This window comes from Paenibacillus aurantiacus, from assembly GCF_042431225.1.
GTDB lineage: Bacteria > Bacillota > Bacilli > Paenibacillales > Paenibacillaceae > Paenibacillus_Z > Paenibacillus_Z aurantiacus.
The window spans coordinates 216802-229279 of sequence record NZ_JBHMDO010000039.1; the positions used below are offsets into that span (position 1 = coordinate 216802).

The 12478-nt window shown below is 57.4% G+C and carries 9 protein-coding genes and 1 pseudogene; 4 read left to right on the top strand and 6 right to left on the bottom strand.

Translation table 11 applies throughout. The features are described 5' to 3' along the window. Positions 1 to 373 precede the first annotated feature (373 nt). Together ACFFSY_RS24775 and ACFFSY_RS24780 are read left to right on the top strand one after the other, a co-directional pair. The gene (locus tag ACFFSY_RS24775) at positions 374 to 2767 is read left to right on the top strand and encodes a lamin tail domain-containing protein (RefSeq protein ID WP_377499166.1); all 2394 of its coding nucleotides are present in this window, start codon (positions 374 to 376) and stop codon (positions 2765 to 2767) included. A gap of 227 nt (positions 2768 to 2994) precedes the next feature. Continuing rightward, positions 2995 to 4254, top strand: a complete 1260-nt coding sequence (locus ACFFSY_RS24780; RefSeq protein ID WP_377499168.1) for an alkaline phosphatase — start codon at positions 2995 to 2997, stop codon at positions 4252 to 4254. A 296-nt stretch (positions 4255 to 4550) separates the two neighbouring features. On the opposite strand, the gene rpiA is transcribed toward ACFFSY_RS24780, so the two are convergent. From rpiA to ACFFSY_RS24800, 4 genes are all read right to left on the bottom strand, one after another. Continuing rightward, entirely contained in the window at positions 4551 to 5231 is a 681-nt protein-coding gene (gene rpiA, locus ACFFSY_RS24785) for a ribose-5-phosphate isomerase RpiA (RefSeq protein WP_377499170.1), read from the bottom strand. 18 nt (positions 5232 to 5249) lie between these two features. Next, on the bottom strand, positions 5250 to 5888 hold the full coding sequence (locus tag ACFFSY_RS24790) for a TVP38/TMEM64 family protein (RefSeq protein ID WP_377499172.1): 639 nt from the start codon (positions 5886 to 5888) through the stop codon (positions 5250 to 5252). Positions 5889 to 5981: 93 nt separating this feature from the next. Beyond that, positions 5982 to 6920 carry a hypothetical protein gene (locus tag ACFFSY_RS24795; protein ID WP_377499174.1) on the bottom strand — a complete coding sequence of 313 codons (939 nt, stop codon included), beginning with the start codon at positions 6918 to 6920 and terminating at the stop codon, positions 5982 to 5984. A 166-nt stretch (positions 6921 to 7086) separates the two neighbouring features. Next, entirely contained in the window at positions 7087 to 8004 is a 918-nt protein-coding gene (locus tag ACFFSY_RS24800) for a LysR family transcriptional regulator (RefSeq protein ID WP_377499176.1), read from the bottom strand. A gap of 207 nt (positions 8005 to 8211) precedes the next feature. Here ACFFSY_RS24800 and asnA point away from each other — a divergent pair, with 207 nt between their 5' ends. After that, positions 8212 to 9225: an aspartate--ammonia ligase gene (asnA, locus tag ACFFSY_RS24805; protein ID WP_377499178.1), complete on the top strand. Its 1014-nt coding sequence runs from the start codon at positions 8212 to 8214 to the stop codon at positions 9223 to 9225. A 51-nt stretch (positions 9226 to 9276) separates the two neighbouring features. Here the strand turns inward: asnA and ACFFSY_RS24810 are convergent, their stop codons facing one another. Both ACFFSY_RS24810 and ACFFSY_RS24815 read right to left on the bottom strand, forming a co-directional pair. Next, positions 9277 to 10656 (bottom strand): amino acid permease, encoded by a 1380-nt coding sequence (locus ACFFSY_RS24810; RefSeq protein WP_377499180.1) that lies wholly within the window; start codon positions 10654 to 10656, stop codon positions 9277 to 9279. 97 nt (positions 10657 to 10753) lie between these two features. Beyond that, a pseudogene (locus ACFFSY_RS24815) lies at positions 10754 to 10918 on the bottom strand (manganese catalase family protein); the annotation flags it as partial. Positions 10919 to 11096: 178 nt separating this feature from the next. Between ACFFSY_RS24815 and ACFFSY_RS24820 the strand changes: the two are divergent. After that, on the top strand, positions 11097 to 12386 hold the full coding sequence (locus tag ACFFSY_RS24820; RefSeq protein WP_377499182.1) for an MFS transporter: 1290 nt from the start codon (positions 11097 to 11099) through the stop codon (positions 12384 to 12386). Positions 12387 to 12478: the final 92 nt, after the last annotated feature.

The following is a 12478-nucleotide window of genomic DNA, read 5'->3' on the forward strand; positions in this document are numbered from 1 at the left end:
CGATCCTTGTCTTGGTTAGAAACGATGCCCTTCTTTCACCCCCAAGTCGGCTGGCATTGCCTGATTATAGTTAATATTTATATTACACTTAAACAAGTTCATTAACTAATTGAATATTAACTGTAAGCGCTTATCAAAGTCAATAACATGTCGAAAAGTTTTTGTAGCGTTTTCATTAATCTTTACGCAAATTCATTAATGTTAAATAGTCGTACTGCTCTCGCTCATAACTTTGTGTCAAGAAGTAAAAAGGTACGCCGCATTCATGAATTATTATCATTATCCGCCTAATAGAAATGGTAGAATGTGCTTACTTATACGAGATTCATCATTACAAGACGTATAAGAATACCGATAATTGGGAGGAAAAGTAATGGTGTTTAGAAGTCGAAAAGTCCGGGGGTATCTCGCAGCCGCGCTATCGGCACAGGTTGCTCTGGCGGCGCTGCTGCCTCTATCGCCATCCGTCTTCGCTGAAGGTCCTGCCGACCCCGCTCCCGTGATTCAGCCCGTGGGCTCCGCGAACGGGAAGAAAGTGCTCTTCGACAACACCCATGCCCAGACCGCCGGCGCGGCGGATTGGGTCATCGATGGCGGCTTCTCGGATTTCGGGAACGCGCTGGCGACGAACGGTTATTACGTGAAAGAATTGCGCAAGTCCAGTTCGATCACCCTGACGGACCTGCAAGGCTATGATGTGTTCGTCATCCCGGAGGCTAACGTACCGTACAAGACGAGCGAACAGACCGCCATGCTGCAGTATGTACAGGGCGGCGGCAGCATCTTCTTCATCTCCGATCATTATAATGCCGACCGGAACAAGAACCGCTGGGACGCTTCCGAGGTGTTCAACGGCTACCGCCGCGGCGCCTGGTCGAACCCCGCTCAAGGGATGAGCGCGGAGGAAGCGGGATCGGCGGCCATGCAGGGCGTCGCAAGCTCCGACTGGCTGGGAACGAACTTCGGCGTCCGGTTCCGCTACAACGCGATCGGCGACGTCGGCGCCACGAACATCGTCGCGCCTGCACAGGCGTTCAACATTACGAGCGGCGTAACTTCCGTTGCCATGCACGCCGGTTCCACGCTCGCGATCATCGATCCGAACAAAGCGAAGGGGATCGTCTATTTACCTTCCACGACCACCAAATGGGGCAATGCGGTCGACCAAGGCGTCTATGCCGGAGGCGGCATCGCCGAAGGCCCGTACGTCGCCGTCTCCAAGGTCGGCGCAGGCAAAGCCGGCTTCATCGGCGACTCTTCGCCGGTCGAAGACGCGACGCCGAAGTACCTCCGCGAGGAGACTGGCGGATCGAAGACGACCTATGACGGTTTCAAGGAAGTAAGCGACGCGAAGCTGCTTGTTAATATGGTGAACTGGCTGGCGACGCCGGAGAGCTATACCGCGCTGAACCAGGTCGCGGGTCTGACGCTCGACCAGCCGACGCCGCTGCTGGCCATCGAGACGCCGCAATCGTCCAGCGAACCGCAAGCCGAGCCTTGGGCCGCCCCGGCAGCCGGGTACAAGTGGTGGGATTCTTCCACGTACAAGTCCGGTTCCTACGGATATGCTTCAACTCCCGGCGGCGGAGGCGGCACCGGCACGAATGTCTTCATTTCGGAATACGTGGAAGGTAGCGGCAATAACAAAGCGATCGAAATTTACAACGGCTCCGGAGCTTCGGTCAACTTGAGCGGCTATACGATCTCGCAGTCCAACACGACCGCGACGATCACCTTGAGCGGGACGCTCGCCAGCGGCGGCGCCTATGTCGTGGCGAACGCGAGCGCATCCAGCGCGATTCTGTCCAAATCCAACTTGACGAGCAGCTCTCTCTCGTTCAACGGCGACGATGCCGTGACGCTCAAGCAGAACGGCTCGGCGATCGACGTCGTCGGCACTGCGGGCACGTCGTTCGGCGCGGACAAGACGCTCGTGCGCAAAAGCTCGGTCACCGCAGGCAGCACGTCGTACGTCGCCTCGCAGTGGGATGCCTATGCGGCCGATACGATTACGTACCTCGGCTCGCATGCGGGCGGGACATCGAACGCCGCGCCGACTGTAGCTTCGCCAATCGCGGACCGCTCCGCTTCGGCGGGCAGCGGCGCGTTCATAGTCGATGCGTCAGGCACGTTCCAGGACGCGAACGGCGATGCGCTCACGCTTACGGCTTCATCGGGCAATACGGCAGTCGCCACCGTCTCGGTTAGCGGCAAGACGCTGACCCTCATGCCACTCTCGGCCGGTACGGCGACGATTACGGTGACCGCTAGCGACGGCAAAGGCGGCACGGTCAACGATGCCTTCAACGTCACCGTCACGAGCGCGACTTCCGTCTCGTTGTCCGAGTCGTTCGAGAACGGGACGAAGACCGCTTATACGGCGGGCAGCGTCACGCTTGGCAGCGGCGCTTGGTATTTCGACAATGCCCTGATCGGCAATTCGTCCACCGATCCGAAAGCCGGCGCACAGTCGGCGCGGGTGAAAGCCGCCGGCTCCATCGCGATGAGCTTCAACGCGGCCAAGGCCCTCAGCGTGAAGGTTAAGCACGCCAATTTCGGGTCGGATACCGGCGCAACGTGGAAGCTGCAGAAGTCGGTCAACAACGGCACGACATGGACGGACGTCTCCGCCTCCTTCAGCAGCTCATCCACCCTGTCGGAGCAGACGATTGCCGTCAACGAGGCCGGCGCGGTGCGCTTCCGCATCCTAGTCGCGGGCACTAGCGGCAGCCGTGTTAATTTCGACGATTTCCAGATTGTGAATTAACTCGCGTTCGTCAAATATAAGAAAGGCCGCTCCATACATCGCAAAGATGACGATGGGCCGGCCTTCTTTCTATTCATAAATGATCGCTTGCAAGGCCCCCGATTGTTCGGCCGGAATGCGATAGCCAAGGCTCGCTTTACACAACCTTCACCTCTTCCTGACATGCCACGAACAAAACGCGCCTAGATTATGGTTGTACATTCCAATCAGGGAGGCTATTCATAACCATGTCCAAACGTAAAACGAAATCGCTGATCGCACTCACCGTAACTGCCGCTGTCGCCGCTACAGCTCTCGCTTCCGCGCAAGCGCCGAAACAAGCAGAAGCAGCTAACGGACAAGCTAAGAACGTCATTCTATTCGTCGGCGACGGCATGGGCAACGCGGCGCGCAACGCGATCCGGCTGGCGACAGTCGGCGAAAGCGGCGAGCTCGCGATGGACGCGATGCCTTTCGCCGGCCTCGTGCATACAAGCTCGACTTCCCCGGTAACGGATTCCGCCGCATCCGCCACTGCCTATGCGAGCGGCGTCAAGACGTATAACGGCGCGATCGGCATGGACGCGAACAAGAAGTCGGTCAAGACGATTCTCGAATACGCCAAGGATGCGGGCAAATCGACCGGCATCGTCACGACGAGCCAAGTGACGGACGCGACAGGCGCGGCATTCGGCGCACACGTGACTGACCGCAAGCTGCAAAGCGATATCGCGCTTCAATTTCTGACGAAGAGCAAAGTCGACGTCATTCTGGGCGGCGGCGAAGACTTCTGGTATCCGGCGGGCGATGCGGGTTCGTTCCAGGACGAGCCGGTCGAAGATCCGGAAGAGAAGAGCAAAGGCACGCAAGGGAACCTCGTGAATAAAGCGAAAGCGCTCGGCTACTCGTACGCGAAGAGCAAAACCGAGCTGCAGAACGCAAAAGGCACGAAGCTGCTCGGCCTCTTCGCCAATGAAGAGATGTTCCAGGCGAATCCGGAAGGCGAAGGCGATCTTTATAATCCGGTCGTCTCCCTCACGGAGATGACGAAGAAAGCGATCAGCACCCTCTCCACGAACAAGAAAGGCTTCTTCCTCGTCGTGGAAGAAGAAGGCACGGACGAGATGGCGCATTCGAACAATGCGAAGCTGACGATCAAAGCCGGCCAAGAGCTCGACAAAGCCGTCCAGACAGCCAAAGATTTCGCGAAGAAAAATCCGGATACGCTTGTGCTCGTTCTGGCCGACCATGAGACAGGCGGGCTGTCGATCGAGCCGGTCGACGAGAGTGACGAGAGCGGCGATGCGATCTCCAAGGAAGACGGTCCGTTCGCCATTGCCGGCACCAAAGATTCGTTCTTCGTCGACTGGACGACGTCCGGCCACACCGCTGTCGATATTCCGGTCACGGCGATGGGTACTGGCTCCGCGCTGTTTACAGGCGTCTACGAGAACACGGCCATTTTCACCAAACTGGTGCAAGCTATGGGCTTGAAAATCAACAAATAGCACAAAACCTGCAGATGCCCCCCTTATGGGGTGCGGGACTTGCGCACTGCCTATGATACAATGGCAGAGTTGACGGAAGCGGAATTGGAAGAGGTTAACGGCGGCGCTGCTTTTAAATTGCCATTCGGCGGCGCGAGACACAGACGCAGAGGCGCCTGATCCATCATCGCTTTCCACCATCGTGTATCCTGCATAATGATCCTCGCTTAATGCGCTGGGCCGCAAACCGAAACACCCCCTGAATGGAGCTCGTCCATTGAGGGGGTGTTTCGTTGACGGCGAATAAAGCCGGTCAATTATCGGGTAGACGTCAGCACGCGGATGGAACCATCCTCGTGACCGACGATAAGCTTGTCCGCCATGCCAATGAACAACCCGTGCTCGACGACGCCCGGAATGCCATGCAGCGATAGTCCTAATCCCTCGACATCGTGGATCGCGCCGAAATGACAATCGACGATGAGATTGCCGTTGTCCGTCCGGAACTGCGTGCCGTCCTTCTGACGGATTACCGGCTCGCAGCCAAGCGCAGCCAGCTTGCGAAGGGTCAATTCGTGCGCGAATGGCACGACCTCGACCGGCAGCGGGAATCGGCCCAAACGGACGACGGTCTTGCTTGCGTCGGCCACGATGATCAGCCGCTTGCTCGACGCCGCGACGATCTTCTCGCGCAGCAGCGCCCCGCCCCCGCCCTTGATAAGGTGGAGCGCGCCGTCGGCCTCATCGGCGCCGTCGATCGTCACGTCGATCGTCTCGACCTCCGCGAACGGCACGATCGGAATGTGGAGCGACACGGCCAGCTCCTCCGATTGGACGGAGGTCGCCACGGCCCGAATGCGCAGCCCCTCGGCGACTCTTCTACCGATTTCCACGATCGCGTAGTACGCCGTCGAACCGGTACCCAGCCCGACGACCATCCCGTCCTTGATTTCTTTCACAGCTTCCACAGCCGCCAAACGCTTCGATTCCACTTGCATGTTCCTCCCCTGTTTCGCCTACGATTTCTCTATTCTAACTCGTCTTCGGCGGCGAAGCCATAGAAAAGGGAGCAGCGCGAACAGCAGCACGAGCAGAACCGCCAGCAGGAGCGTAGGTCCGAAGCCGTGGCTGAGCCGGTCGCCAAGCAGCGTATAGGCGATCGTAACCGGTGCTGTGCCGATTACCGTGGCGCCAATATACGGGAGGAACCGCACGGAAGACAAGCCCGCGGCTACGCTCGTCACGTCGAATGGCACGACCGGTATGAGCCGCAGCGTGAAGATGGTTAGAAAGCCGCGCTTCTCGAGACGTTCCCGCCACTCCAGGATGCGTCCGGTCGGCGCCCGGAATAGACGGCTGCCGAACTTGCGCGCCAGGACGAACACGAGAATGGAATCGCATGTAAAACCGATCATCGTGAACACGGTCCCCCGGACTGGCCCGAATGCGAGGCCGCCCGCCAGGCAAAGGACGGTCGCCGGGAAGAGAAGCAGCGGTCGGATTGTATACACGATAATATAGATTAGCGGCGACCATGCCCCGAAGGACAGGATATAGCGTTTCACGCCCTCGGGCGTGAAATGGAGGTAACGGTGATTCAGCAGCCACAGCGAGGCGGCAAGCAGCAGGAACGCCGCCGATTTGACGATTTTCATGTTGCCGCTCCCATCGGTTGGAGATCGGATTATCTTCCTTATCTTTCCCCAACCGAGCTTGCCTCTATCGGGAGCGAACGAATTTCTTCCCTGTTAGATCGGAATGTTGGCGGCGCGGAATTGTGCCACTTCGTCCGTTAACTTGTAGTCGTTGTCTTGGAGCGCATCCATGAACTTCTTGAGATTGTTCACATAGCTTCCGCCGCCAGGAAGCAGCTTCTCGAGCGCTTTCGTATAACCAGTCTTCGCCGCGTCGCGCAGCAGCTTCGTGTCGTCATCGAACAATGGCGTGTTATTGGCGCCATAGAACGTGACCACGTTATACGTTTGGAACAGCCCTTTCACCTGCGTCGAACGAAGCGACTTCGGATACTGCTTCAGGAATGCCTCCGCTGCGGCAGCCCGCTCCGCAAGCTGATCGTAACCGATCGCCAAGGCGCCGTCGTTGAAGGTTCTCGCATCGGATTCGGCCGCACGAACGTTGAAGTAACCGCGAATCTCATCGGTAAGTCGCGCCGCGTATTTGTTGAATGTCGCATAGTTGACCACGACGTAGAACATGCCCTCGCCTGTCTCTAATCGGTAACCGCTATTGCGCGCTTGCGTCAGCAGCGACTTAAGCTTCGCGTCCTTCGTCCGGGCGATCAGTTCGCTCAATGTATCGCCCTTCTTATAAATCGCACCGATCGACGCCTGAATCGCAGCCGGCTCGAAACGAACCTGCATGGCGGGCAGCTGCTTACTGACGGCCTCTTCCAAATGCAGCGCCATAATCGTCGTTTGCGCGGTTGTCAGCCGGCCCAGATTCGCGTACAAATACGCGCTTGCCTGCGGCAAGCCGCCTTTCTGCTTAAGCAGTTCTTCGAATTTGGCGATAAGGCCCGCGTTCATGCGCGAGTCTGTAGCGGTCGGAGCCGCATTCGGTGTGGATGCGGCCGCTGATGCGACGGCTCCCGCGGAAGCAACCAAGACGAGTACGGCGCAAGTTGTTGCGATTGCCGTTTGTCTCACCGTGCGGATCGTGTTCATCATGAATAATCTCTCCCTTGGACTCTTGTCGTGTATGCATTCGAATTAATAAGGCTAGTATAGGGCCGGAATGTGTCGAGACGGCAACGCCATTGTATCGAACCTGTAAACTTGTAACCTTCATTCCGCACCCCCAATCAAGAGTCTCTTGTATCGAACACGATGTAGATCACATGAGGCTTTCGGCTTGACCCGTCGCCTCCTTAAGCGCTTCGATATACGCTAACGCCAGCTTGGACAACGTTAGATTGCGATGGCAAATCCAGCCGACCTGGATCGTCTCGTCGCAGTCGAGCGGCACCGGGATGATGGCGTTGCCGTTCAGATCGGCGCTCAGCACGCCGGTCGAGATCGTATAACCGTTCAGGCCGATCAGCAGATTGAACAGCGTCGCACGGTCGCTCACCCGGATCCGCTTCGGATGGGTCAGCGTGCTCAGAATTTCCTCGGCGAAGTGAAACGAGTTATATTCCCCCTGCTCGAACGACAAATACGGATAATCCTGAAGCTGATCGATCGTCACGCGCCGCTGCTTCGCAAGCGGGTTATGTATGCTGATGAACACATGCGGCTTCGCGGTGAACAGCGGGTGAAAAGCCAAATTCGCCGCCCTCAGCAGCGACTGTATAACCTTTGAGTTGAAGTCGTTCAGATACAAGATGCCAATCTCGCTGCGCATCGTCCTGACATCCTCGATAATGTCGTGGGTCTTCGTCTCTCGCAGCGCCATCTCATATTGCGTTTGTCCGTGCTCCCGGACCAACGACACGAACGCGTTCACCGCGAACGCGTAATGCTGGGTCGACACCGAGAAATGCTGAGGCGACGGCTTGGCGTCCAGATAGCGGCTCTCCAGCAGCTCCGCTTGCTCGACGACCTGTCTCGCATAGCCGAGGAACTCCGTCCCCTGCATAGAGAGCGATATCCCCTTGTTCGTCCGATCGAATATCGTGATGCCAAGCTCCTCTTCCAAATCCTTGATCGCGTTCGATAGACTCGGCTGCGAGATAAACAACCGCTTCGCCGCTTCATTCATCGAGCCGCGCCGGGCGATCTCGATCACGTATTTCAATTGTTGCAGCGTCATTTTTTTCCCTCCATCATTGGGCATCCATCCATACGCCGCGCTGGGTTAATAGCTTCCATTATACGGACTTTCGAGTGCGAGAGGGACCGTTTTACGCATTTTTTCCTTCCGCCCCAGTCACCGTACTTGCTTTAACGCAATAAACTACGGAGGTGAAAGCGAGGCGAAAGCCCATTATTCCGATGATACTTGGGAGGCTACAACAACATGTCGACAACGGTAGTGGTGCCGCGGAGTTACCAACCGAAACTGGATCTGCTGCAGACCGAACGCGCGATCAAAGCGGTCAAGGATTATTTCGAGGAGGCTCTGGCGGACGCGCTTCGATTGACGCGGGTATCCGCTCCGATACTGCTGAAGAACGGCAATGGCGTCAACGATAACCTGAACGGCGTCGAGCGGATCGTCACGTTCGACGCGCCGGCCGTCGCGGATGCGCAGCTGGAAATCGTACAGTCGTTGGCCAAATGGAAACGCATGGCGCTCGCCCGGTACGGGATCCCTGTCGGCGAAGGCATCTATACCGATATGAATGCCATACGCAGAGACGAAGCGCTCGATAACCTCCACTCGCTCTACGTCGACCAATGGGACTGGGAGAAAGTCATCGCCTACGAAAACCGGACGCTCAATACGCTGAAAGCGGAAGTACTTCGCATTTACGCCGCGGTTCGCCAAACGGAAACCTACATTTGCAGCCGATTCCCGCAATTGTCTCCAATGCTGCCGGAGAAAATCCAATTCATCACGACGCAGGAGCTGGAGACGCTGTACCCGGAACTTGCGCCGAAGCAGCGCGAGGACGTCATCGCCAAGCAATACGGCGCGGTATTCGTCATGCAAATCGGCGGCTTGCTTCGTTCCGGCGAGAAGCACGACGGCCGCTCGCCAGATTATGACGACTGGAAGCTCAACGGCGACATCATCCTCTGGTACCCGGTACTCGAACGCGCCTTCGAAATTTCGTCCATGGGCATTCGCGTCGACAAGAAAAGCCTGCTGGAGCAGCTGGCCGAATCTGGCGAGGATGCCCGCCAATCGCTCGAATTCCATCAAGCGATCCTAAACGGCAAGCTTCCGTACACGCTCGGGGGCGGCATCGGCCAATCTCGGCTGTGCATGTTCCTGCTGCATAAAGCGCATATCGGCGAGGTGCAGGCGTCGGAATGGAGCGATGAAGTTATCGCGGCTTGCGAAGCCGGCAACATCCCGCTTCTGTAGTTATGCGGGGACGCACCCCCACTACTTAACAAAGAAAGAAGCAGGCCGGTTTCATCCGGCCTGCTTCTTGGTTTGCTGCTTGCTCCATATTTTCTTCTGCATAACGAACGTGACCACCGCGATGATGCCGGACAAGGCGAGGCTGATGAAGAAGCCCCATCGGATATCGGACTCCAGCACGACACCGACGACTGCCGCGAGCAGCAGCGCAAGTCCGATGGTCCCGATCGTCTTATCGATCGTTTTTAACTGAAGCACCTTCAGCGCGGACACGATAATAAATCCCCAGTTATACATTTGCATAATGCCGGCGGCCGTCGTGATATACGCGTAGATTTTGCCGGGCAGCAGCAGCGCCGTTACGATGGACAACGAGATGCCGGCCGTTGCGAGGGCAAGCGACGGAAGCGGCAGCTTCCGGAACTTCAATTTTCGCTCGAAGAGCTTCGGCGCATCGCGGTCTTTCGCCAGCGTGACCAGCAAGTTCGTGCAAGCGAATAGCGACGCCGTCATCGTCGAGAATCCGGCCGTCACGATCGCCGCATTGAACACATGGGGGAAAAATGCGAGATCGTAACTCTTGAGCGCGGTCACGAACGGACTTTCTTTCTCGCTGATTGCATCGTGGGCGACCATGAAGGTAACCAGACCGATGGAGATCACATAAATAATCGTCAGCCCGATTAACATGACGCTGCCTGCTTTCGACGCCTCTTCCTTCTTCTTCAGCTGCATCGACATGAGTCCGATCGTCTCGATGCCGCCGTAGGCATAGAACGCGTAGATCAGCGACGAACAAAATCCCCGGTAGCCGCCCGGCGCGAACGCTTGCCAATCGTCCGGCCATCCGGGTCTTGCACTGCTGCCGCCATGAATCCAGCCGAACAACGCGGCGGCGGCCAGGATGATGAACATGAAGATCGCGGCCGTCTTCGTCACGGCCAAGACGTTCTCGACTTTATCGAATCCTTTGGTCCCCAACGTCACGACCGCGATGGCAAGCACCGCATAGATGGCGGCGAAGATCCACAGCGGGACTTTGGGAAACCAGAAACGCGTCATTAACCCCAGCGCGGTCAGCTGGCTGCCCATGATCAATATTTTCGAGCTCCAATAATTCCAGCCGCTCCCGAAGCCTGCCCACCTGCCGTAAGCTTTGCCCGCATAGTAGCAGAAAGACCCTTCCTGCGGATCTTCCGCCGTCATCTTCGCCAGCAGATGGAACACGATATAGGTGCCAGCCGCGGCAATGAGGAACGAAACGACCATGGCCTGCCCCGTTATCTTGATGCCGATCCCGGAGCCAAGAAAGTAACCGGTCCCGATCGTGCAACCGATTCCGAGCAAGGAGAGCTGCCACCAAGCCAGTTCTCCCTTGCTTTTTGGGGCGTCGCTCTTCGAAGCTCGATTGGATGAGGATGCGCTCGACATCGTACGCTTAACGGTTCATGTCCGACAAGCCCGGACTATGTTCGTTCGGCAGTTCCGGATTATACGGGAGCGGATAACCGGCCGGAGGCGCGACGACCTGCAGCTCCCCGCCGCTGCGGCTTGGCGACTCGCCGTTGAACACTTCCGCGATGCGCATCTCGTCGAAACGGCCGCCGAGCGCCTCCTGCAGCACCCGGGCCGCCGCCGGATCCGGCTTGTCCGGAACGATGATATTGATGAGGTCTTCCTTATAAAAGTACACAAGATTTCCTCCCTGGAAGGTGATTGACCGACGTTCTAGTTTGTTTGTTCACCCGCGGCATTATCCCGGGGTTATCCGTACATAAATCCCCGGGAACTCGCCATCTTATATAAAGGCCTGTTCGGCAGCCGCATCCCCGTTACGACGAGCAATTCCTGACACAGAAGGAGGATCAAGGGTGAGTTTGCGTAAATACGCAGCCATTGCGGCGCTGGCCTCCGTTCCGCTCATGATGACCCTGGGGAATTCCATGCTCATTCCCATTCTTCCGGAGCTGGCGCGCGAATTGGGTGTGAAAGCCTTCCAGATCAGTCTCATCATCACCATCTATTCCGTCGTGGCCATTCTGCTTATTCCGATCGCCGGTTACCTATCCGACCGGTTCGGACGCAAGAAGGTCATGATCCCGGCGCTGATGCTGGCCGCAGCCGGCGGGCTGTTGTCCGCGCTCGCTTCTTCGATCGGCGACGGCTCGTACATGCTCGTGATGCTCGGCCGGTTCATTCAAGGGGCAGGCGCGGCAGGCGCCTTCCCGATCGTCTTCCCCCTCACCGGCGATCTGTTCAAGGAGGAGGAGGAAGCCAGCTCCGTGCTTGGCTTGGTCGAGACATCCAATACGTTCGGCAAAGTGTTGAGTCCGATCGCAGGTTCGCTTATCGCGCTGTGGACCTGGTATATGCCATTTTATGCGATCCCGGTGCTGAGCATTATTTCCGCTGCCATGATCTTGTTTTTTATTCATACGCCCAAACCGGCTAACGGCGAAGAACGGGAGAAACCTAAGTTCTCCGCCTTCTGGGCACAGGTCAAGACGATATTCAAAAACGAAGGCAAATGGTTATCCGGCGTGTTCGTCAGCGGCGGCGCCGGCATGTTCGCGATTTTCACGACGCTCTTCTATCTATCCGAGCGTCTGGAAACCCAATACGGCTATAAAGGCGTCATGAAAGGCGCGCTGCTGGCCATTCCGCTGTCCGCTTTGTGCTTGGCGTCATTCCTGACCGGCAAGTGGATTGGCGAACGCAAGGCGCTCATGAAGTGGCTTTCGGTCGGAGGGATGTCGCTTCTATCGGCTTCTGCGTTGGTCTGCGCGTTGTTCCCGCCCGCGACGCTTGCCATGTGGTTCGTCTGGATCGGAATCGGGTCCATCGGCATCGGCGTCATGCTGCCTTGCATGGATGCCCTGATCACGGAAGGCATCGAGAAAGAAGAACGCGGCACCGTTACCTCCATCTACAGCAGCATGAGGTTCATCGGCGTCGCGGCCGGTCCTCCGCTCGCGGCGCTGTTGATGGATAACGGCGCAAGACCGGTGTTCTGGACCGTCGCCGGCGTATCGATCGTCACGGTCGCGTCGATTCTGCTGCTCATCAAGCCCGAAGCGGAATCCAAAACGAAAGGAACGAATGGCGGCACGGAACGTTATCAACCGAAACGCGCCGTGGCGGCACGGAACAAAACGACCTGATACGGCCGACAGCTTTCGAACAAACCAGCAACAGAGACCATGTCCTTCGCATGGTCTCTTTTTGCGCGGCGCCTATTTTTATCGACTCCAGG

Coding starts and splice junctions, on each gene's coding strand:
- ACFFSY_RS24810 (WP_377499180.1), bottom strand. CDS start 10,656: ATGTCGAGCGCATCCTCATCCAATCGAGCTTCGAAGAGCGACGCCCCA.
- ACFFSY_RS24780 (WP_377499168.1), top strand. CDS start 2,995: ATGTCCAAACGTAAAACGAAATCGCTGATCGCACTCACCGTAACTGCC.
- ACFFSY_RS24775 (WP_377499166.1), top strand. CDS start 374: ATGGTGTTTAGAAGTCGAAAAGTCCGGGGGTATCTCGCAGCCGCGCTA.
- ACFFSY_RS24795 (WP_377499174.1), bottom strand. CDS start 6,920: ATGATGAACACGATCCGCACGGTGAGACAAACGGCAATCGCAACAACT.
- ACFFSY_RS24790 (WP_377499172.1), bottom strand. CDS start 5,888: ATGAAAATCGTCAAATCGGCGGCGTTCCTGCTGCTTGCCGCCTCGCTG.
- asnA (WP_377499178.1), top strand. CDS start 8,212: ATGTCGACAACGGTAGTGGTGCCGCGGAGTTACCAACCGAAACTGGAT.
- ACFFSY_RS24800 (WP_377499176.1), bottom strand. CDS start 8,004: ATGACGCTGCAACAATTGAAATACGTGATCGAGATCGCCCGGCGCGGC.
- rpiA (WP_377499170.1), bottom strand. CDS start 5,231: ATGCAAGTGGAATCGAAGCGTTTGGCGGCTGTGGAAGCTGTGAAAGAA.